Origin of the sequence: Deinococcus marmoris (assembly GCF_001949125.1) — a bacterium.
Classification (GTDB): domain Bacteria; phylum Deinococcota; class Deinococci; order Deinococcales; family Deinococcaceae; genus Deinococcus; species Deinococcus marmoris_A.
On record NZ_MSTI01000184.1, the window covers coordinates 12,993 to 31,534 of the forward strand.

Below are 18,542 nucleotides of genomic sequence, written 5' to 3' on the forward strand. Positions count from 1 at the left end.
GCAACCGAACACCGGGACCAGTTTGTCTACCGGGATGAGTTTGTCTCACGGTGCCCGTTGCAGTCGTGGTACCCACCGTATGACCTCGGCTCCTGTGGGTTCGTGCCTGTGTTCGCGGCTGCGGCGGAAGAAACGCAGGCGCTGGCCTCAGACCTTTCAGATCACGTTTGACTGCGGCCCTCCTCCCCTCTCTCCACGCTGCACTTGCCCCCTGGGAGTTTTTATGAACAAGAGCTTGCTGACTACCCTGCTGACCGCCACCCTGAGCCTGGGCCTCCTGGGGTCCTGTTCGTCTCCGTCGAGCGCCCAGCCCCCCGAAGGCACTGGCGGCCCCACGAAGCCTGCCCAGCCTGGAACGCCCACCGCCCCGGCCAACTTCAGGGTCAAGGCCGCCGATGCCAGCAGCGTGACCCTGAGCTGGGACGCGGTCAGCGGTGCGGCGGGCTACGTGCTGGAGCGCAAGGCTGACAAGGATTACGCCGCGCTCGCCACGCCGGGCGCGTCCGAGACCACCTACACCGACACGGGCCTGACGCCAGGCGTGACCTACACCTACCGTCTCAAGGTCAAGACGGCGGCGGGCGAGAGCGACTACAGCGCCGAGGTGAGGGGCGTCGCCAGCGTGGCCGGGGCCGACAGCGACGGCGACGGCATTTCGGACGCCGATGAGCAGGCCGGGTACGACGTGAGCATCAAGGAAGCAGGCACCGAGAAAAAGACGTATCACGTCACCAGCGATCCCTTCAAAGCAGACAGCGACGGCGATGGCCTGAGCGACGGTCAGGAGCGGGCGCTGTTCACCGATCCGAACAAGAAAGACACTGACGATGACGGCCTGAGCGACGCGGACGAGGTCAACATCTGGGCCAGCAAGCCCAATGACCGCGACTCGGACGGGGACGCCCAGGGCAATCCACTGCTGTTCGACGGCTCCGAGGTCAATACTTACGGCACCTCGCCCACCCTGGCCGACACCGACGGTGACAAGTACAGCGATTACACGGAGATTATCGACCGGGGCGGGCGATACAACCCCCTGATCGCCAACACGCCACGTCTGGAACTGTCCCAGGTGACTGCGCCCAGCATCGAGTTGAATGTGGTCCGCACCTCCGACAATTCGGTGGTCAAGAGCCACACCGCCTCATTGCAGTTGGGCAAACAGGACAGCCGCAGCGCCACCGACGCCCAGACCCAGCGGGTCACCGCCGACGTGAGCGCCACCGTGGGGGCCGAGATCAGCGGCGGCACGGACGGCTTCAACGCCAAGGCCAGCGCCTCGCTCACGGTGTCTGCCGGGTACGGCTACGAGCAGACGGCCAGCTACACCACCGATTCGGTCAGGAGCAGCCAGCAGACCTCAGAAGACGCCCTCTCCGAGAGTGCCGCTCAGGGCACCACGCTCTCGGGCGGCAGGTTAAACGTGGGCTTCAAGGTCAGGAACACTGGTGACATCAGCTTCAACTTCAAGGACCTGGCGGTGACCGCCCTGCGGCGTGACCCGGCCAATCCGTCCAGTTATCTGGTGGTGGGCAACATGACGCCCGCTCTGGGCGCAGGCGGCGCAGTGCTGAGCAACGGCGGCGCGACCGGAACGCTGGCGGCCTCGCTGGACCTGCCCACAGACCTGGCCCTGACCCTGATGGCGCGTCCTCAGGACCTGCTGTTCGAGTTCAGCAGCTACAACCTGCTCGACGATGCCGGGCGCAACTTCGAGTTCCTCAAGGAAACCACCAACGCCCAGACTGCCCTGGTCGTCATCGACTACGGCAACGGCGACATCGTGCGCGAGCGGGTGGCGACCAACGTGCAGCGCGCGGGTGGCAGGATCGTCGGCGTCAAGCTGTCCAAAGTCCTCAAGGATATTCTCAAGTTGCCGTATGCCACGGCCAGCGCGGGCGGCGTGCAGGTGCTCAAAACGCTGCGCGACAACGGCAGCACCTTCCAGGGCGACGTGACCAGCGGGGCGGCGGACCATTCGCTGTGGGCTGCCGTCGGCTCAAACAACCTGAACATCGCGCCGAACACCAACTTCGACGACATCGTATTGACCCAGAACAGCGAGATCCGGCTGGTGCGCGTGCAGGATCAGGACCAGGACCGGCTGCTGTCGAACGACGAGTACCTGTACGGCACCTCCGACACCAACAAAGACAGCGACGGCGACGGTCTGAGCGATTACGACGAGGCCAAGATCGGCTGGGATGTGGTGACTGCTGGAGTGGTTAAGGGCTATCCCAAGCGCGTTTACTCGAATCCGGCGCTCAAGGACGCCGACGGCGACGGCCTGAGCGACGCCCAGGAAAAGGCGAAGGGCACCGATCCCTTGAACCCCGATACAGACCGCGACGGCGACGGCGACGCCAGCGATCCACAGCCGCTCGATCCAGGCGTGACTTCCAATGTCGCGCCGGTGATCGGCAGCGCCGCCGCATTGGTGGGCATCGTCGGCACGCCGGAGCGGGTGTCCCTGAGCGGCACTGCCAGCGATCAGAACAACAACCTGACGGGCGTCACCATCGCCTGGGGAGACGGAGCAACATCTGCTGTCACCAGCAACCCGGCAGCTTTCGCGGCCACCCACGACTACGCCGCCAGCGGCAGCTACACCGTCAGTGTCACCGGCACCGACAGCAAGGGACTGACCAGTCCGGCCAGAACCGTGACGGTCAACGTGACCAACTTCAAGACCGGCCTGAAGGCGTTTTACCCGATGAACGGCGACGGCAGCGACGCCAGCGGCAACAATCTGACCGCCAGCCTGAACGGAACGGGTTGCATCAAGCCCACGGCTGACCGCTGGAACGTGAACGCCCAGGCCCTACTCTTCAACGCCGATTCCGGTGGCGCGGGCTGCGGCGGTGACGCCTCGGGTGGGATGACCACGCCGGGCCTGAATCTGAAAACGCCCTTCTCCATCAGCTTCTGGGTCAGGCCCAGCGACACGAACGTCCAGAACGACAGTTGGCTGGTGGGCCAGCGAGGCGACGCTGCCGCAGCCTACCTTGGCTCCGTGCATGGTCACGTGGGACAGGCGGGCCGGGTCAGCTTCGCCATCGCGGGCAGCGGCGGCGACCTGAAGGTCACAGACGCCCAGAACGTGTCGACCTCAGCCTGGACGCATTACGTCGCCGTGGTGGATGTGACGGGCAGCGCCTCCACACTGACGCTCTACCGCAATGGCACCGTTGCCGGGTCGGCCAGCAAGCCTGCGGTGTATGTTCTGGCCACCAACAATGTCTGGTACGTCGCGGACGGCTCGGAAGGCTCGAACAACAACAGCGGCGACAGTCTGTATTACGGCGGCTTCGATGACCTGCGCTTCTATACCCGCGCCCTGGCCCCGTATGAGATCGACGCCCTGAGCAAGTTCGACCGCTTCCCCAAACCCTGAACGTCCTTGCCCACTCCTGGCTCCCCTCTGGGGGGCTTTTTCATTGGACCGTCCAAGGAAGCTGCCGTGACCCGAGCTTTTATCTCAACCAAGTCCAACTTCCAGAAGGTTCATCGCAGGGAGTCATTCAAGGAAGCTGTGATCATCAGTAGTCCGGAAACGTTCTGGTAGACAGCAGGGGTTCAGGCGACAGAAACGCGCTCAAGGGTTCCTGAATTTGCACGCCCGAGTGACCAATCTCCACCATCGTTCCCGCACCAGTGTTTCCGCCGCAGAAAGAAGAAGCAATCAGCAACAAGCGCTCCAGGCGTGGTCAATCAGCGCGGCAGGGGTGGCCTGAATCTCAGGCCACCCCTGCTCTCACCCCGCCGTGACGGCAGTTAAGGCAACACAACCCCGGTCACTACCGGACAACTCAGGCGATCAGCCCTCATCCTGAAAGTCGTCCAGCGCCGCCCGCGTGGCCGAGTTTTCATGCTCAGCGTACACACGCGAGGTTTCCAGTTGGCTGTGGCCCAGGTGCCGCGCCACGTCATCGAGATTGCGCGTCCGGCGGTACAACTCTGTCCCCGCCGTGTGCCGCAGACCGTGCAAGCTGCGTCCCGCATATGGCACTCCGGCCTGAGTACACAACCCTTGGAGATGAGCGCGCAGGGTATCGGGGTCTGACCACGGCAGCAAGTGTTCCGGACGGGTGCGGCCCTGGATGCGGCCTTGAGCGTCCTGCAATGCCTCCCTCAACAACCGGCCCAGGTAGACGCGCCGCACCCGCCCACCTTTGCCCGTGACGCGCAGGGTGAAGGCCCCCCAGTCCAGGTCGGCCCACTTCGCGGCCCTGGCCTCCGCGTTCCTCAGCCCGCCCAGTCCGCACAGCAGCAGCAGGGTTCGCTCGTCAGGGGTGGCCACGGCCAGGAGCAGACGAAGTTCGGCCTGCGTGTACGGTTTGCGTTTTTCGAAACTGGGCACCGGGTCTTTGACACGTGGCGCGTCGCGCATCGGGTCTGCCGCCGTCGCCCCCGTCCAGCGCAGGGCACGGTACAGCGCCGAGACTGCCGGACGGTAGGTGGTCACGGTGCCGGGGGACGCGCCGCGCCGGGTCAGGGCGCGGGTGAAGTTATGGGCGGTGTCCACGTCCGGGGCGAGCACGTCCTGGTCACGCTCCCAGCACCATGCCAGGTAAGCCCGCACACCGACGCTGTAGGTGCGGATGGTGGCCTCCCCTACTTCCCGGCGACTGAGGTCAAACCGCAGCAGCGCCACCAGCGCACCTGTGTCGCGGAGCGTGATCCGTTCGGTGACGCGCTCGGCGCGGTTGGCAGGCTTGACTTGAGACCAGGGATAGGCGGCGGGGTGGTAGCCGCCGCGTGTTTCGGGGGGGCGCTCTCCCCTGTTCTGGCTCGGGTTGTGTTCCGGCATAATTGAGCTTATGCCGGGATACCTTCAGAGTCAATGTAAAATACTGTGCCATACGGCCAAAAGACGGCGTGACCCTGGAATGCCCCTTCAAGGGGCGATAAAGCGTTCAGCGATTGGGAGTTGGGCGGTTTGAACGCTCTTGGGCGCACGAATTGCAATACAATCTGTCTTTCTTTCAATCTTTCTTGCTTTCTGTATATCCAGTCTATGTGTCGGTTGCCGAACAGTCCAGTACCCGGCACTCTTCCAGAGCGGCTGAAATTTATTGTCCAGCACGCGAAAACAGAGCGCGTTCCCCACTCCCCGGAAATCGCTGATTCTGTGCTTCGTTGCTCACTTCCCCGCATCCCACAAAAATCAGGTGGAGCTGATCGCCCTGCCGTTGATCGGTCCCAGGGACGGTCCAACGCGGCACTGGCCGAGCGTTGCCCCAGCGACGCTCAAACAGCTTCTGTCATCCGCCAGATCGAGCGATCCTTTCATCGGCATCCGCTGTGTTCTCTAGATATTGCCCGTTGATTTCGAGCGCTGCTCTCCGATGGAACGGAAGTTCATCGTGGACCGCACGAGTTGGAAATTGGGCAAAACTGACATGAACGCGCTGTTCCTGGCGGTGAACTGGAGGGGTGTGGCCGTGCCACTGTTGTTTGAGTTGTTGCTGTGCAGCGGCAACAACGGGACAAGGATCCGGCTGGCCCTGCTCGACGATGCCTTGAAGCTCTTGAAATGCCACGAAGCCGCCACGATCTATATAGATCGAGAGTTAATCGGCCAGACGTGGACCCAGGGGTGAGGCGAACGCGTTCTCCCCATCACGGTGCGGCTCCGCGTTGGTCCCTGCGTTGAGGGCCTCCCAGCGGGCGAGTGGCAGCCAGACAGGAAAGCGGTTGTCCTCAAGAGCTTGGAGGTGTATGGGCGGGCTACCAATGAATGTCATCGCAGACCCGGACGGATCAGGCAGAATCCCTGATTGTGGCGAGCAATGCCAGCGCCGCCAGCCGCATTCTGAATGGGTACCGCAAACGCTGGAAAATCGAATGTCTGTTCAGAGCACTCAAAACCAGTGGCTTCTGGTTGGACGGCACCCACATGAAGTTTCCCACTCATGTGACGCGGTTGCTCTGTTTGCTGATCCTGACGTCTGTCTGGAGTGTCCTGATCGGAACCCTCCAGGAAACAGCCCTGAACACGGACACCGGGCCTGGAGTGTCGTGACACTGGGCCTCCGGGCGCTCGTCCGGGGGTCTTCCTGCCAGTTTGGAGTTTCGAGAGACGGACTGCTCCTCCCCATTAGATTCTGGACGCCAGGCCAGACGATGGGCGCGGAAAGTGTCAGGCATTAAGTCTGGACAGGCAGCGCCAGGACGGCAGTGTTTCGCTGGTGCGCGCCGTGAGACCGGACTGCGGTGTCCGGCGGGCATGCGGCGAGCCAGGCAGACGATCCCATATGAAAGATATCTTTCTTTCAATCTTTCTTGGTATACAGTCGCAATGCAGAAACCTCTCCCTCTTCTCATCTCCACCACGCGCCTCTGTCTGCACATAGGCCACGAACTGAAAAGGTGTTTCTTACCGTCCAGAACAGATATTCCAGGTTTTACCGTAGCGCTCACATCGACACGGCGGTGGCGTCTTTCTATCAATCTTCATTGGAATCTATCTTTCTTTCAATCTTTCTTGTAAACTTACTGCATGGCAGAAGTGATTTCGGTGCTGTCCCGCAAAGGTGGCGTGGGAAAAACGGTAACAGCGATCTATACAGCGGCCCTTCTCCAGGAGCAGGGCCGCGACGTGGCTGTTCTCGACAAAGACCCTGAAGGCAGCGCCGGGGCATGGGCGCGGGCGGCGGGCAACTTGCCCTTTCCGGTCTACCCCGAAGGCAAGAGCGCCCAGGCCATGCGGCACGGCTGGGTGGTCATTGACACGCCGCCCAACGATCCGCGTGCCCTGGGAGATGCGGCGCGGATCGCCGGGCGCGTGATTGTAGTTGCCAAGTGCAACGCACTGGAAGCGGATCGCCTGATTCCCACGCTCGATGCGCTGGCAGCCTCCGGCTTCGCCGGACCGTGGGGCATCCTGCTCACGCAGGCACGCGGTGGTCTAGGGCGCGAAATGCAGACGGCGCTGGAGGAAGAGGAGCTGCCTGTCTTCGGCATCATTCCCCATCTTGTGAAATACGAGCGGGCTTTTGGCACGTTGCCTGAAGACCTGAGCGAATATCACGCGGCGCTGGCGCAGGTGCTGAAATGATTGGGGGCAAAAAGAAAGGTCTGAGTATCGGGGCGGCCATGAAACAGCGAATGGATTCGCAGGACGAGGGCGCTGCACCTGAAGTTGAAGAAATCCAGCAGGACCCGAATCAACCCGTCAAGGAGACTGTGGAGGGGACCACCCCCCCGCCAGCAGGCCACGCTGAGACAGACACTCTGGAGTCCTTCAATACCCGCTTGCCACGCAGCCTGCAACGCCGCCTCAAAATCTATGCCGCGCAGAATAGTCACAAGATTCAAGATGTGGTTACGCAGGCGCTGGACGGGTATCTGCAGCAGCAAGAAAGTTAGAAAGAAAGAATACTTCCTGCCAGCATAGGCCAGACGGGGGTGCCGCCGCCCGATCAGTCTGGGAGAAAGATAGAAAGAAAGAATGCTTCCTGGCAGCGTGAGCCATGTGGGAGCGCCGCCGCTCGGTGGACACGGGAGAAAGAAAGAAAGAATACTTCCTTCCAACATAGGCCAGACTGGAGTGCCGCTAGCCGGTCTGTATGGGAGAAAGCTAGAAAGAAAGAATGCTTCCTGGCAGCATAAGCCATGTGGGGGCACCGCTGCTCGGCAGGTATGGGAGAAAGAAAGAATGCTTACCCCTGGCCCCTCCCAGATGGGAGAGGCCAGCACGCCAGCATGCAAAAACTGTGGTGGCAGGATGAGGGGATTCGGGCCTGGGCCTGGCGGGCGTGGCGGTACTACTCGTGGCGGCCCGGCTACCAGTTCCGGCTGAGCGTGGCTGAGGCGACGGCCTACGTTGATATGCAGAATAAGGTGGTGGTCTGCAATCCGCAGCGCCCCTTGCCGCCTGCGAAGTACCTGAGCGGCGTGCGGCATCTGCCCGCCGGGGGAGAGCGTGGGTTTCAGCTCGCCTATCTCGAAAGCCTGATCGCCCACGAGGCCGGACACACCCAGTTTACTGACACCGATTCGCTGCCGCCGGGACTGCTCGGCCAGCTCGTCAACATCATCGAGGACGAGCGCATGGAGCGGCTGATGGTGCAGGATTTCCCCAAACTCGCCCCGCTGCTGACGATGGCAGGTGACGCTGACGCGGCGCACTGGATTGACCGCCAGGGGGCCGGGGGGGATGTGATTGGCGGCTGCTTGCTCTGGCGCTTCACCTGGAACCATCCAGTCTGGGCGTATAAGCCGGACGGTCCCGACGCACACCTGTGGCCGCAAGTGAAGGAAATACTCGAAGTCGCCTGGACAGCGCCGCACTACGACGACGTGGTGCTCTCCGCACGCCGCATCCTGGCGCTCACCGGGCGGGATCACGAAGAGCAGCGGCCAGAGCTGAGCGACTTTTGCGACGGCGAGGCGCTGATGCTGAACGGGGGAGAGGAGAGGGGAAAAACCCGGCAGGATGGCGCAGAGGGTGACGGAGCAGGGCAGCAAGGAAAGCGCGGGCAGCCGGCAGCGGGTCAGCAGGAGCAGGAGGATGGGGAGGACGAAAGCGGCACACGGACGGATGACGGGGCCGCAAGGGATGAAGGTGAGGGAGAGCGCACCCGGTTCGGCCCAGGCTCCGGGGGTCAGGACGCGCCGCAGCGGCCCACTCCAGAGCAGCCACCCACGGCGCAGAGTGAAGCGCTGAAAGTTCAGACTTTGGGCGACGCCCGGCGGCTGGCGGCGGCGCTGCGCGTCCCCTGCGATCCCGACTCCGTTCGGCCCAGTCGTGACCGGGGGCGTTTTCGCTATGACCGCTACGTGGCCGGAAGCGAGCGGCCCTTTGACCGCCGGATGGGCGGGGGAAGTCCGGGCGAGACCCACCTGAGACTGGCGGTAGACATCAGCGCCAGCATGGTTCAGGGCGGGCGAATAACGCAGGCCCGCCGCATGGCGTTCACGGTGGTCCAAGCGGCCCAGATGGCGGGCATAGCCGTCCTGGCGGTGGCCTTTGATGAGCGGGTGCAGAGCCTGGTAGAGCCTTCAGCCCGCCCGCAAAATGCTCTGAACGCGGTGGCCGCCTTGAACGTGCGCGGCGACACCTGCCTCTCCCCAGCGCTCAGGGCGTTGTGGACGCCAGAGCTGAGCGGCCAGAGCGTGACGCTGATCATCACCGACGGTCAGCTCAGCGCGGGCGACTACGCCGCGTGCGGGACACTCAAAGCGGCCCACAGCGGCGCTGTGGTGCCGATCTTGCTGGGGACGGACGTGGCCCGGCCTGCCTACGAGCGGGCTTTTGGGGTGTGCGTGCAGATGGATGATCCGGCGCAGCTCACGAATCATGTCATCGCCTTTTTGCGGGCCTGGCAGGCGCGCTTGTGGAGATAAGAGAGGAGTGGGGCAATCCTGGCCGGGGAGACACCCCGGCCAGGGCGCAGTCATGCACAAAAATCTGATCTGGACAAATGACCCCGGCCACGCCTGGCTGGCCGTTCCGCGCACTGATCTAAGGGCGCTGGGTATCGAAGCGCGCATTACGGGTTACTCATACGTGCGCGGCGACACCGTGTACCTGGAAGAAGACCTTGACGCCGGAACCTATCTGGAGGCCGCCAAGGGAGCGGGCTGGACGGTGGAGACCACCGAAGAAAACGTCAACTGGACGCCGATTCGCGGCTACGCCAGTTATCAGGTTTAAATGCATGGGGGCCTGAGCCGGGCCGTGGAGACCTGTGACCTTCCGGCATTGATCGCGCATACTTGTGGGGAGAGCGCCGCGCGTGGGCTGGGCCGGGGAGGCGGCACCATTTGCGATCCACGCCCCGAACATGCTGAGCTTCATCCCAGTTTCAGCGTCTGGAAGAACCGCGCGGGTGTGTGGCTGTGGAAGCGCCGGGGCGGCGAGGCGGGCGGGGGCAACGCCTACCACCTGCTGCTCAGTCTGGGGCAAGGCCCCGCTGAGGCCCGGCGCACCCTGATGGAGTGGACGGGCACGCCAGGCGGCTGGGACGGGGGCAGGGAAGAAGCGGCCCCAACTGATGTGCTCCTCCTCGCCCAGGAGGCGCTCTCACGGGTGCGCCCGGTGGGGGAGTGCGAACTCCTGAGCGTGACCCGGAAGCTACGCGCCGTGACCGATGGCTCGCCTCAGGCCGAAGAACTCTCACGGCGCGGTCTGTGGCCCCCTGGCCCCTTGCAGGCCTATGCGCTGGGCAGCACCCTGGCCTTTGTGCTGCGCGGGCCATGCGGGCGGGTCTTCAACCTCAAGCGGCGCAGCCTCACGGAAAGGAGGCGCTACTGGAAAGCCTGTGCTGGGGGCGGCGCTCCGGCGTGGTGCAGTCCCGGTTATGGCCACGCGGCCCGCGTTTTGCTGGTGGAAGGCGAACTCAACGCTGCCGCCGCTTTAAAAGCACTGGGGGAGGGCTGGGACGTGCAGGGGCTGGGCGGCGCGGACACCTGGCCGTTTCTGGAGGAACTCGGGCGCGAGGTTTGGATTTACGGCGACGGCGACGCCCCAGGCGAGGCGTTGCGGGCCAGGCTCTTTGATCTGGCCCATGCCTGTGGCTCGCCACGCGTTCGCGTGATCCCCCCGCTTGACGGCCAGGACTTTTGTGACGTGCTGGGGACGGCGGGGCCGAAAGCGCTGCGGGGCGTGATTGGAGCCAGGGCGTTTAGCAGTCCCGTGCCAGTACGTTTCCCGGCCCAGATCGAATCACGCGCGGCAAAGCGGATGATCCGGGCGCTGGGAGCCGAGTCGGACGTGGACTGGCCGCTGCGCCGCTGCCCCACTTGACAAGCATCCCCATTGATGGTCTTTAGAGGGATGTACCTGATCCAGACCCTCAAGGAAGGCCCCGTGGCTGCGTGTTACAAGGCGCGGGTGGCTGAGGCGGCGGTGGCCGCACTGCAAAGCCTGTATCCGGGTCAGAAGGTCTGGTACGGCCCGGCGAGTTGCGCGCGGGTGAACGAAACTGGCGTCGAGATGCTCAATTGTCTTCAGGAGACCGAGATCGTGACTGCCTGGCGGGTCAGCCTGCGCCGAGAGGAAAACGGTGTGCGCGAGTTTGTCTACCCGAACCGCCGCACCCTGCGTGGGTTGGTGCGCGTCACCGTCTGGGGTCAGCCGGACGACTTGATGGCCGAGGCCCACAGTGAGGCAGCGGCGCGCAGCCTGGCCCAGCACGGCCTGACGGATCTGCCCCTGCGCTTTGCCGTGGGCGATCTGCCAGGGGTTTGAAGTGGAGCGACACCTTTGCGGGATTCGATCTGCATCTTGAGGATGTCAATCCAAGAACGCTGGAGTTGCCGCCCATGCCGCCGGGGGAACCAGGCGTGGTGACGCCGGAAAAGGTGGAAATCGGCAAGATCTGGTTGGGTCGGGGGATCGAGAAGGCGGATGTGGCCAAGGAGCTGGGGATCACGCGCCAGACTCTTCACAAGTACCTCTAAAGTTCTGCTCATCGGGGCTGAGCTGGCCATGCCCTGGCTCCCTCTGACGTGCCCTGGCAAGGGGCGGCATCGCCGTAGCAGTGTGCGCTCTGATCAGGGCGTCTGAGAAACGATGTTGCCGTCGGTATCCATCGTGGTCATGAAGAGCGTGCGGGATTTGCTGCGAACAGACACAATGACAGCAGTCCGGTCAGCGCTGGCGGCAAGGCGCGTGTTACGGACGTATTTCGATGCGGGCAGCGCGTCGAAACCAAGAAATTCGTTGGTGCAGGTGGCTCCCGCAGGAATGAACCCGTAATCGTTGGCCGCGTTTTCGATCAACTTGATCAGTGTCGCGGTGGCGCAGGCCTTCCCGTAAGCGCGAACCTGCTGCGCCTCAACCTGACTGACCTTCTGCGCTTCAAGCGTTGGCGTCGTGTCATTTGCAGGAAGTGTGGCCGTACCACAGGCGGCCAACAGGAGAGGCAGGCCCAAAAAAGTTAGATTTCTCACGCTCTAAATCTAATGGATCGGGCTTGGTCTTAGCTGGAGCAGTGGATTTGCCCCCGGTGGGGGTAGAGAATAAAAAAGCCCCACACTCGGTGGGGCGGTCTTCCTGCCTTCACTCGGGCAGGTCTTGCTGTTGAAGCCAATCTAGCCCGCGCGTTGTCACAGGAGCATGACGTTCGTCCCGCCCATCAAGAAACGCCCAGGGTCCTGTCCAGCCTTTGAAAAATATCCCGAAGGGCAGCGGACTGAGCTTCGACTGGCCCTTCTGAATTCCAGGATCAAACGCTCTCATTGTGTCCAGTCTTCAAGTTTCAGGTCCGGCACCCGCATGAACTCGCGGGTATTGTTGGTCACCAGGATCAGGCCGTGGGCCACCGCTGTGGCTGCGATCTGAAAATCCAATGGGCCGATGGGTTGCCCGATCTGCTTCAGTCCCGCCCGGATGCGTCCATACGCGTCTGTGACCTGCGAATCGAAGGGGACCACCACCAGTTGTGAGGCGAAGTCGATTACGGCGGCGAGGTTGTGGTCCACCCGCGCGCTTTTGTAGACCCCGTGCAGCAGCTCAGCCTCGGTCACGGCGCTCAGCCCCACCTCGCCGGGCCGCAGACGGTCAAACCGTTCCCGGACGGCTGCCGGTCTGTTCTTGATGATGAAGATGCAGATGTTGGTGTCGAGCAGGTAGCGCAGGGGCGGGGTCAAAATGCTTCGCGCTCCTGGGTGTCCCCCTGCTGGCGGCCTTCTGGGAGGAAGTCGTCGCCGATGGCGGTCAAGGCGTCAAAAGCCCCAGCAAGGGTGGCGTCCTTGCGCAGGGGTCTGAGGATCAGTACATCACCGTGGCGGATGATTTCGACTTCGCTGACGTCGAGCCGCATGTCGCGGGGGAGGCGGACGGCCTGGGAGTTGCCGCTTTGAAACACTTTGGCTCTGGTCATGGTGAACCTCCGTATCTACGTGGAAGTATATACGAACCCACCTCTCCTACTGTTATATAACTCCTTCAACGTCGCGTTGACGGCGGCCAAAGCGAGAGGGGTCAAACTGGGCACGCCGGAGAATCTGACCCCCGAGGCCCGGCGGCGGGGCGCGCAGGCGCGGCGCACGGGGGCGGTCCAGTCCGGCGAATCACAAACGCGTCTTGCGAGTCATGCGGGAACGTCGGCTGCTGTGCAGAACCAGGCGGCGCTTTCAGACCACGACGGACTCTACCCACAACCAGTCAAGGTTCGCTAATCTGCTGCCACACGTCATTCCGACCAGACCTGGTCAGGTCTGGCAGGCCGATCTCACATACATTCGCGTGAAGCAGGGCTTTGTGTATCTGGCGTGCGTACTGGACAGCTTTACCCGTGAAGTGGTGGGATGGTCTTTGTCGAGGTTCATGGGCGCTGCTTTGCCCCTGGCGGCCCTCGATAACGCGCTGAAAGCGCGTCGTCCAGCAGCGGGGCTGGTCCACCATTCGGACCAGGGTGCTCAATACGCGAGTCGGATGTATGTGGACCGCTTGCGGTCCATGGGCATGACTCCGAGCATGTCCAGGAGGGGCAATCCCTATGACAACGCCCGAATGGAAAGCTTCTACAAAACCCTGAAAACGGAGGAGGTCAATGTGCAGGATTATCTTGATCTGGACGACGCCCGACAGCATTTGGATCGGTTCATCGGGGAACTGTACAACCGAGAACGCCTGCATTCGAGTTTGGGGGACGGTAGAAAGGAGTGGGTTACGGGACGACCAGCGGCAGGCCCGGATAGGCACTCTGGTAATGGGTGTCGTCGAGCGTCACCAGAGTGGCCCCCAGGGACAGGGCGTGTGCGCCGATCAGGAAGTCGGCCAGGATGCGCCGGGGCCGCCCACCACCGGATTTCTGGCGTCTGCGGGCGTAGGCGCTGTGGGCCCGGCCCGTCCGCTGCCAGACCGCCTCATCGGTGGCCCAGTCCACCCCAAGCTGGCCCCGCTTCAAAAAGGCGTCCAGGTGGCCCGGTGTGTTGCCTGGCGCGGCCAGCAGCTCAGCGTAAACGCTGCCGTGTATGGTCAGCGGTCCGGCGGCCCGCAGGGTGTTGAGCGTGCTGGCAATGGTCTGAGCAGTGGGTTCGGCGCTGAGCAGGGCGCTCAAGACGTTGGTGTCGATACAGTGGATCACCCGCTGTCGTCTCCGTCCCGCTGCTCCCGCCAGTACGTCCGGGCGTCGGTGGGCAGGGCGGGCAGCGTCCCGATAAACGCCGTGAACGGATTGTCCTCCTGGGGGGTCTCCAGGGTGATGGTGTCGCCCTGGATCTCGAAGACCAGGCCGTCTCCCTGTTTGAGGCCCAGCCGCTCCCGCACCTCGCGGGGCACAGTGATCTGGCCCTTGCTGGTCAGTTTCGCCATGACCTTCATGCTGTCCTCCTTACAAATTATTCTAAGCGTAAGGAGAGAGCGTGTCCAGATGTGGCCCTGCCGAACACAGGAGGCAGGAGTGGTGAGCCAGAGTACGCAGTTCAAGTCTCCAGCCCCAGTTCACTCTTCAGCGTGACAGGAAGGGTCTGGCAGAATCCAGTGGGGGCGGCACTCCACCTTCACCAGTCGGAAGGCGCTTAAGGCCCTTCTGACGCGTGGAGAGTTTTACGACAAGTCAGCCCATTGTGGTGTTAACCGTGTAGGCCTTCAACTGGTTTTCACCGCTCAGCACGGTCAAACGCGCCAAATGGCCTTCTTTCCTTTCTGTCGTAATAATTTGATTTTACGACAGATGAAACCAAGACATGATATTCTGGTTGCAGCGAAACAAGGAGAATTGATCCGTGACCGACTTGCCCGACACTCCATCCACAGCCCTCGCCGATCTTCTGGAGCGGTGCGGCAAAACCCGCTCAGAAGCTGAAGCCCTGGCCGCCGAAGTGGTGCAGCGGCAACGCGCCGTCGATCCCGGTTGCACCTGGGGCCACATTTACCCGGAACAAATCGCGGGCCTGTGGAACCAGGCCGCCAAGCACGGTAAGAGGAAACTGGTGCTGGAGATCACTGCCGACGCGCCAACCTACGGAGAATGGACGGGCGGGCGTGTCCAAGTCACCGTCAAGGACGCGCAGACCTGGGCCGATTACGGGCAGGAACAGCAGGACGCCCACGACAGGGAAGTGAACTGATGCAGAGTGTGATCGGCCAGGACCAGGGCGCGGCCAACGGCCCCGGACAATCCAAGATGTATGCGCTGAGGCGGTACAACCCCAGGCCAGAGTGGCCGGACGGCTCCCTCTATGGAAGAAGCCAGGATCTGGAAAGCTTGAAGGGCCAATGCGATCTGTACAACAAGCAAAGCGCCTTAGACGACGGCTTCAAGCAGTGGTGGATTACAGACGGTCAGGGCAAGATCATCTATCCCCTGGAAACCAGGTCCAGCGTCTACACCTCACCCGCCGCAGAGTCGGATGAGGTTTCACAGCCCTTCCAGGAGATGCGGGCGTTCAGGTCGGCCAGTGCTTTGCACGACTTCCTCTTCCTGACCAAAGATGTGGACGAACAGGTGAAGGCCGAACGCCTGCGCTCACTGGCAAGCGAGCTGGAACTGACCGCCGAACATCTCCGCAAGCTGCTGGAGTTGGAGCAGCGATGAACCCCTTTGAGATTGCCGCCCGCTGGAAAGACCAGATTCCAGCCACCACCGCGCATCTGCTGGAGCCGTACGTCAACCACGGCTCAAGTGTGCTGTCCGGCTTTTTACTCCATCTGCTGAGCGGTGACGCTTCCAGGGCAGCGTGCAGCGCCGACGCCGAGAACCGCGACGCGCTGGGAGCGATTTTGGCGATGGTGGCCCAGGATTTTCCTCTGGAGTGTTATGGCAGACCGGAGGCTGTGCAGCAGTGGCAAGGGCTGAAGCACGCCCCGCCCTTCGAGGTGCCGGACTCGTGGACAGCCACCGTTGAGGAGCTGCGCCGTGAGGGACCCCAGTACGGCGAGTTGGAGAGAGACAAGCAATCAGCAGCAGGGACGGTTCACTGATGGCTTCCACCCATGACACCCCCTCGATGCTGACCGATGTCTTGAAAGGGTTTGCGGGCTACCTCAAGCGGGAAGAGGGCCTGAGTCCAGGGACCATCCGGCAGTACGGGGCCGATTGTTCCCGGCTGGCCAACTGGCTCTCCGAGTACCGCCCCCAGCTCACGAGCTGGAGCGACGTGCAGACCCGTGACCTCCGGGCCTATGTTGATCAGCAGGAGCCGGAGCCAGCGCGAAACCGCCGCCTGCTGGCCAGTTGGCGCAAGCTGTGGGGCTATCTCAGCGACGTGGAGGGCCTGACCATGCACCCCGGTCCCACCGGAATCAAGCGGGTCAAGCTGCCCAGCCGCCAGCCCCAGTACCTGACCCCCGACGAGGTCTCACGCCTGCTGGCCAGTGTGGACGGCGCAAGCCCGGAACAGGTGAAGCGCAACAAGGCGGTCATCGGGTTTCTGTACGGGACCGGTTGCCGGATCGCGGAGGCGCTGAGCCTGACCGTGGACCAGGTGGAGGACGACTTTGACGGGACGCCTCACAAAATCCGGGTGATCGGCAAGGGGAACAAGGAGCGCACCATCTTCCTCTCCCCCACTGCCCAGCGGGTGTTGAAAGAGTGGCTGGCCTTTCGGCAGCTCTATATCGCTAACAGCACCATTGTCTTTTGCCATCTGCGGGGCCAGAAGGCAGGGCAGGCGGTCACGGCGCGCAGCATCGAGCGGGTGGTCAAGGCCGCCGGCGAGCGGGCAGGATTGGCCCCTGAGAAATGCACGCCGCACAAACTCCGCCACTCGCACGCCACGGCGCTGGTGAAGGCGGGCCGCAGGTTGGAGGAGGTGCAGGAGATTCTGGGCCACGAGAGCATCGCCACCACCCGCATCTATGCCCACCTGGAGCCAGAACGATTGGCGGCGGCAGCGGCCAGCCTGCCGGATATTATATAAAAATATTCCTGTATTTATATATTTTTATAATAGAATGCCTGTCATGGTGGTGAATCAGGTGGAATTCACTGTGAAGGAGCGGGAGCGCCGCGCCAGGAGCATTTCTGGTCTCCGGCATTCTCAACGTGTGGAGGGCGGCGATGCTCACCCTTTCGCTCATGACATCGGAGAAATTGATCAGTGCAATTCGGTTGCCACTGACCGAATGAGGAACGACACCACTGACGCGCTTGAGGAGCAATCGGGCTGGAAGGGACACAGAGCAGTCAGAAGTGATCTCCCATACCTGCTATACCATGCATCTCTCCCTATATGACCGCTTGACATATTTAGGACCATGTGACATAATAAGCTTGTGAACGTGATCGCCCCCCGCACCCTCGCCGCCTTCTGGGCCGAGTGCCCGGAAGCCGAAGAGCCGCTGCGCGAATGGTTGCGCCACGTTCAAAAAGCCAGCTACGGCAGCTTTGCTGAGGTCCGCGCCGAATATGGCAGCGCCGACTGGGTGGCCGGGTACATCGTCTTCAACATCGGCGGCAACAAATACCGATTAATCATCTTTCCCAACTTCCCAGGTCAGCGTTTTCTCGTTGAAGCGATTCTGACCCACCGGGCGTATGACCAGTGGAGGCCCTGAAGTGACCAATTTCTCTGAACTTTCCAGCACGTTTCAGCACCTTCAGGCCCTGGCCCCTGAAGCCTTCATGCCCATCACCAGTGAAGCGGGCCTGATCAGTGCCACCGCCTTTCTGAAATCTCTTGACCAGGAGATCGGTGACACCGCGCATCACCCGCTTGCAGAACTGGCGAATACGCTGATGGAACGCGTCATGGCTTATGAGGCTGAGCATTACCCCATCCCCCCCGCCGCGCCGGATATGGAATTGCGGCTGTTGATGAAAGAACGCGGCGTGACCCAGCAGCAGGTGGCGGCAGCCACGGGCATTGACCAGGCCCAGATCAGCAAGCTCGCCAGCGGCAAACGAACGTTTACGGCGGAGCATGCTCGCGCGCTCGGCGCATTCTTCGGCGTCAGTCCCGCCGCGTTTCTGTGAGCCTGGAAATCCGAACTGAAGAACCCTGCACTGAAAGTATAGGGGTTCAAAGTGCGACTGAAAGTCGCCGTCAACGCCACAGCGTTCCGCTCATCAGCACGTCAAATCTTTAGCTCAATGTCCTGCTGGCACGCCAGAGTTTCTGTTCTTACTGCCCAGTCGCTCAGTTTTTCGTGACGGCGCAGGTCTGATACGGACTCCGAATAAAAAGCGCAGACTGGAGCATCGCTAAATTCTATTCAACCATCATTGTTCGCCACAGTGCCGCCGACAACCCGATCTCTTCACCCAGCACATCCTGTTCCACTGGTGGCCTCTATACGGTAATTAAGCGGAATCCGTATGACAGTAGTCCGGAAGGTTTCAAGCAGCCTTGACCCCCAGGAGCAGCAGGTCGGCGATCTGTGGGGCGAATTTTTCGCAAGTCAGATCGCCAGGCAACAGAGATAAAATTCGATCAGCGAAAAATTCGTTATAGGCACGGCGTTTTTCGTCTTCCATGCTGAAGACCAGCGGGCCAGCCCGCTGGTTCATCAACTGACTGGCTCTGGCTACAGAAACGCTATGCAGCGCCATATTCCAGTGGAAGTGCAGCGCCTGAGCCTGACGGGACTGGCAATCACCCAGGCCCGCGAACTGCTTGCCGTCCCGGAACGGAAACTCCATCGC

The 18,542-nt window shown here is 62.3% G+C and carries 22 protein-coding genes and 2 pseudogenes; 17 read left to right on the plus strand and 7 right to left on the minus strand.

The genetic code is table 11. The features are described 5' to 3' along the window. Window positions 1-223: 223 nt before the first annotated feature. Complete coding sequence (locus tag BOO71_RS25945; RefSeq protein WP_075837100.1) at window positions 224-3,394, plus strand: LamG-like jellyroll fold domain-containing protein; 3,171 nt, start codon at window positions 224-226, stop codon at window positions 3,392-3,394. 423 nt (window positions 3,395-3,817) lie between these two features. On the opposite strand, the gene BOO71_RS25950 is transcribed toward BOO71_RS25945, so the two are convergent. Further along, window positions 3,818-4,810: a tyrosine-type recombinase/integrase gene (locus BOO71_RS25950; protein WP_075837101.1), complete on the minus strand. Its 993-nt coding sequence runs from the start codon at window positions 4,808-4,810 to the stop codon at window positions 3,818-3,820. A gap of 508 nt (window positions 4,811-5,318) precedes the next feature. On the opposite strand from BOO71_RS25950, the gene BOO71_RS25955 reads away from it, so the two are divergent. From BOO71_RS25955 to BOO71_RS27470, 9 genes are all read left to right on the plus strand, one after another. Further along, the gene (locus BOO71_RS25955; RefSeq protein ID WP_139323218.1) at window positions 5,319-5,603 is read left to right on the plus strand and encodes a hypothetical protein; all 285 of its coding nucleotides are present in this window, start codon (window positions 5,319-5,321) and stop codon (window positions 5,601-5,603) included. Between the two features lie 137 nt (window positions 5,604-5,740). After that, window positions 5,741-6,025: a transposase gene (locus BOO71_RS29255; protein WP_075837103.1), complete on the plus strand. Its 285-nt coding sequence runs from the start codon at window positions 5,741-5,743 to the stop codon at window positions 6,023-6,025. A gap of 477 nt (window positions 6,026-6,502) precedes the next feature. Then, window positions 6,503-7,060, plus strand: a complete 558-nt coding sequence (locus tag BOO71_RS25965) for a ParA family protein (protein WP_075837104.1) — start codon at window positions 6,503-6,505, stop codon at window positions 7,058-7,060. Between the two features lie 50 nt (window positions 7,061-7,110). After that, a complete protein-coding gene (locus BOO71_RS25970; RefSeq protein WP_139323219.1) occupies window positions 7,111-7,371 on the plus strand; it encodes a hypothetical protein in 261 nt (86 codons plus the stop codon). Window positions 7,372-7,707: 336 nt separating this feature from the next. Further along, on the plus strand, window positions 7,708-9,351 hold the full coding sequence (locus BOO71_RS25975) for a vWA domain-containing protein (RefSeq protein WP_075837106.1): 1,644 nt from the start codon (window positions 7,708-7,710) through the stop codon (window positions 9,349-9,351). Window positions 9,352-9,403: 52 nt separating this feature from the next. Further along, window positions 9,404-9,661 carry a hypothetical protein gene (locus tag BOO71_RS25980; RefSeq protein WP_075837107.1) on the plus strand — a complete coding sequence of 86 codons (258 nt, stop codon included), beginning with the start codon at window positions 9,404-9,406 and terminating at the stop codon, window positions 9,659-9,661. Then, complete coding sequence (locus tag BOO71_RS25985) at window positions 9,662-10,753, plus strand: toprim domain-containing protein (RefSeq protein WP_075837108.1); 1,092 nt, start codon at window positions 9,662-9,664, stop codon at window positions 10,751-10,753. A 30-nt stretch (window positions 10,754-10,783) separates the two neighbouring features. Next, entirely contained in the window at window positions 10,784-11,197 is a 414-nt protein-coding gene (locus BOO71_RS25990) for a hypothetical protein (RefSeq protein ID WP_075837109.1), read from the plus strand. Further along, window positions 11,194-11,409: a hypothetical protein gene (locus tag BOO71_RS27470; protein ID WP_139323220.1), complete on the plus strand. Its 216-nt coding sequence runs from the start codon at window positions 11,194-11,196 to the stop codon at window positions 11,407-11,409. Before BOO71_RS25990 ends, BOO71_RS27470 begins: the two co-directional genes overlap by 4 nt. A 93-nt stretch (window positions 11,410-11,502) precedes the next feature. On the opposite strand, the gene BOO71_RS25995 is transcribed toward BOO71_RS27470, so the two are convergent. From BOO71_RS25995 to BOO71_RS26005, 3 genes are all read right to left on the minus strand, one after another. Then, window positions 11,503-11,901, minus strand: coding sequence for a hypothetical protein (locus BOO71_RS25995; RefSeq protein WP_139323221.1), 399 nt, complete (start codon window positions 11,899-11,901; stop codon window positions 11,503-11,505). Window positions 11,902-12,186: 285 nt separating this feature from the next. Beyond that, the gene (gene vapC / locus BOO71_RS26000; protein WP_217694956.1) at window positions 12,187-12,600 is read right to left on the minus strand and encodes a type II toxin-antitoxin system tRNA(fMet)-specific endonuclease VapC; all 414 of its coding nucleotides are present in this window, start codon (window positions 12,598-12,600) and stop codon (window positions 12,187-12,189) included. Then, window positions 12,597-12,833: an antitoxin gene (locus BOO71_RS26005; protein WP_075837111.1), complete on the minus strand. Its 237-nt coding sequence runs from the start codon at window positions 12,831-12,833 to the stop codon at window positions 12,597-12,599. Before BOO71_RS26005 ends, vapC begins: the two co-directional genes overlap by 4 nt. Window positions 12,834-13,024: 191 nt before the next feature. Between BOO71_RS26005 and BOO71_RS29260 the strand changes: the two are divergent. Beyond that, window positions 13,025-13,594, plus strand: a pseudogene (locus BOO71_RS29260) (IS3 family transposase); the annotation flags it as partial. A gap of 28 nt (window positions 13,595-13,622) precedes the next feature. Here the strand turns inward: BOO71_RS29260 and BOO71_RS28175 are convergent. Both BOO71_RS28175 and mazE read right to left on the minus strand, forming a co-directional pair. Further along, complete coding sequence (locus tag BOO71_RS28175; protein ID WP_175607547.1) at window positions 13,623-14,042, minus strand: type II toxin-antitoxin system VapC family toxin; 420 nt, start codon at window positions 14,040-14,042, stop codon at window positions 13,623-13,625. After that, the gene (gene mazE, locus BOO71_RS26025) at window positions 14,039-14,269 is read right to left on the minus strand and encodes a type II toxin-antitoxin system MazE family antitoxin (RefSeq protein WP_217694957.1); all 231 of its coding nucleotides are present in this window, start codon (window positions 14,267-14,269) and stop codon (window positions 14,039-14,041) included. Before mazE ends, BOO71_RS28175 begins: the two co-directional genes overlap by 4 nt. Window positions 14,270-14,682: 413 nt before the next feature. On the opposite strand from mazE, the gene BOO71_RS26030 reads away from it, so the two are divergent. From BOO71_RS26030 to BOO71_RS26055, 6 genes are all read left to right on the plus strand, one after another. Then, on the plus strand, window positions 14,683-15,027 hold the full coding sequence (locus tag BOO71_RS26030; protein ID WP_075837114.1) for a hypothetical protein: 345 nt from the start codon (window positions 14,683-14,685) through the stop codon (window positions 15,025-15,027). Then, complete coding sequence (locus BOO71_RS26035) at window positions 15,027-15,494, plus strand: hypothetical protein (protein ID WP_075837115.1); 468 nt, start codon at window positions 15,027-15,029, stop codon at window positions 15,492-15,494. The genes BOO71_RS26030 and BOO71_RS26035 overlap by 1 nt, the downstream gene beginning before the upstream one ends. Next, complete coding sequence (locus BOO71_RS26040) at window positions 15,491-15,880, plus strand: hypothetical protein (RefSeq protein ID WP_075837116.1); 390 nt, start codon at window positions 15,491-15,493, stop codon at window positions 15,878-15,880. The genes BOO71_RS26035 and BOO71_RS26040 overlap by 4 nt, the downstream gene beginning before the upstream one ends. Then, the gene (locus BOO71_RS26045) at window positions 15,880-16,818 is read left to right on the plus strand and encodes a tyrosine-type recombinase/integrase (RefSeq protein WP_075837117.1); all 939 of its coding nucleotides are present in this window, start codon (window positions 15,880-15,882) and stop codon (window positions 16,816-16,818) included. Before BOO71_RS26040 ends, BOO71_RS26045 begins: the two co-directional genes overlap by 1 nt. A gap of 355 nt (window positions 16,819-17,173) precedes the next feature. Beyond that, window positions 17,174-17,455 (plus strand): type II toxin-antitoxin system HigB family toxin, encoded by a 282-nt coding sequence (locus BOO71_RS26050; RefSeq protein WP_075837118.1) that lies wholly within the window; start codon window positions 17,174-17,176, stop codon window positions 17,453-17,455. A 1-nt stretch (window position 17,456) separates the two neighbouring features. Further along, window positions 17,457-17,873 carry a helix-turn-helix domain-containing protein gene (locus BOO71_RS26055; protein ID WP_075837119.1) on the plus strand — a complete coding sequence of 139 codons (417 nt, stop codon included), beginning with the start codon at window positions 17,457-17,459 and terminating at the stop codon, window positions 17,871-17,873. Window positions 17,874-18,236: 363 nt separating this feature from the next. Here the strand turns inward: BOO71_RS26055 and BOO71_RS28180 are convergent. Continuing rightward, window positions 18,237-18,542 (minus strand): annotated as a pseudogene (locus BOO71_RS28180) (IS4 family transposase); the annotation flags it as partial.

Coding starts and splice junctions, on each gene's coding strand:
- mazE (WP_217694957.1), bottom strand. CDS start 14,269: ATGGCGAAACTGACCAGCAAGGGCCAGATCACTGTGCCCCGCGAGGTG.
- BOO71_RS25950 (WP_075837101.1), bottom strand. CDS start 4,810: ATGCCGGAACACAACCCGAGCCAGAACAGGGGAGAGCGCCCCCCCGAA.
- BOO71_RS29255 (WP_075837103.1), top strand. CDS start 5,741: ATGTCATCGCAGACCCGGACGGATCAGGCAGAATCCCTGATTGTGGCG.
- BOO71_RS25965 (WP_075837104.1), top strand. CDS start 6,503: ATGGCAGAAGTGATTTCGGTGCTGTCCCGCAAAGGTGGCGTGGGAAAA.
- BOO71_RS25970 (WP_139323219.1), top strand. CDS start 7,111: ATGGATTCGCAGGACGAGGGCGCTGCACCTGAAGTTGAAGAAATCCAG.
- BOO71_RS26035 (WP_075837115.1), top strand. CDS start 15,027: ATGCAGAGTGTGATCGGCCAGGACCAGGGCGCGGCCAACGGCCCCGGA.
- BOO71_RS25980 (WP_075837107.1), top strand. CDS start 9,404: ATGCACAAAAATCTGATCTGGACAAATGACCCCGGCCACGCCTGGCTG.
- BOO71_RS25990 (WP_075837109.1), top strand. CDS start 10,784: ATGTACCTGATCCAGACCCTCAAGGAAGGCCCCGTGGCTGCGTGTTAC.
- BOO71_RS25975 (WP_075837106.1), top strand. CDS start 7,708: ATGCAAAAACTGTGGTGGCAGGATGAGGGGATTCGGGCCTGGGCCTGG.
- BOO71_RS26005 (WP_075837111.1), bottom strand. CDS start 12,833: ATGACCAGAGCCAAAGTGTTTCAAAGCGGCAACTCCCAGGCCGTCCGC.
- BOO71_RS25945 (WP_075837100.1), top strand. CDS start 224: ATGAACAAGAGCTTGCTGACTACCCTGCTGACCGCCACCCTGAGCCTG.
- BOO71_RS26045 (WP_075837117.1), top strand. CDS start 15,880: ATGGCTTCCACCCATGACACCCCCTCGATGCTGACCGATGTCTTGAAA.
- BOO71_RS26040 (WP_075837116.1), top strand. CDS start 15,491: ATGAACCCCTTTGAGATTGCCGCCCGCTGGAAAGACCAGATTCCAGCC.
- BOO71_RS25985 (WP_075837108.1), top strand. CDS start 9,662: ATGCATGGGGGCCTGAGCCGGGCCGTGGAGACCTGTGACCTTCCGGCA.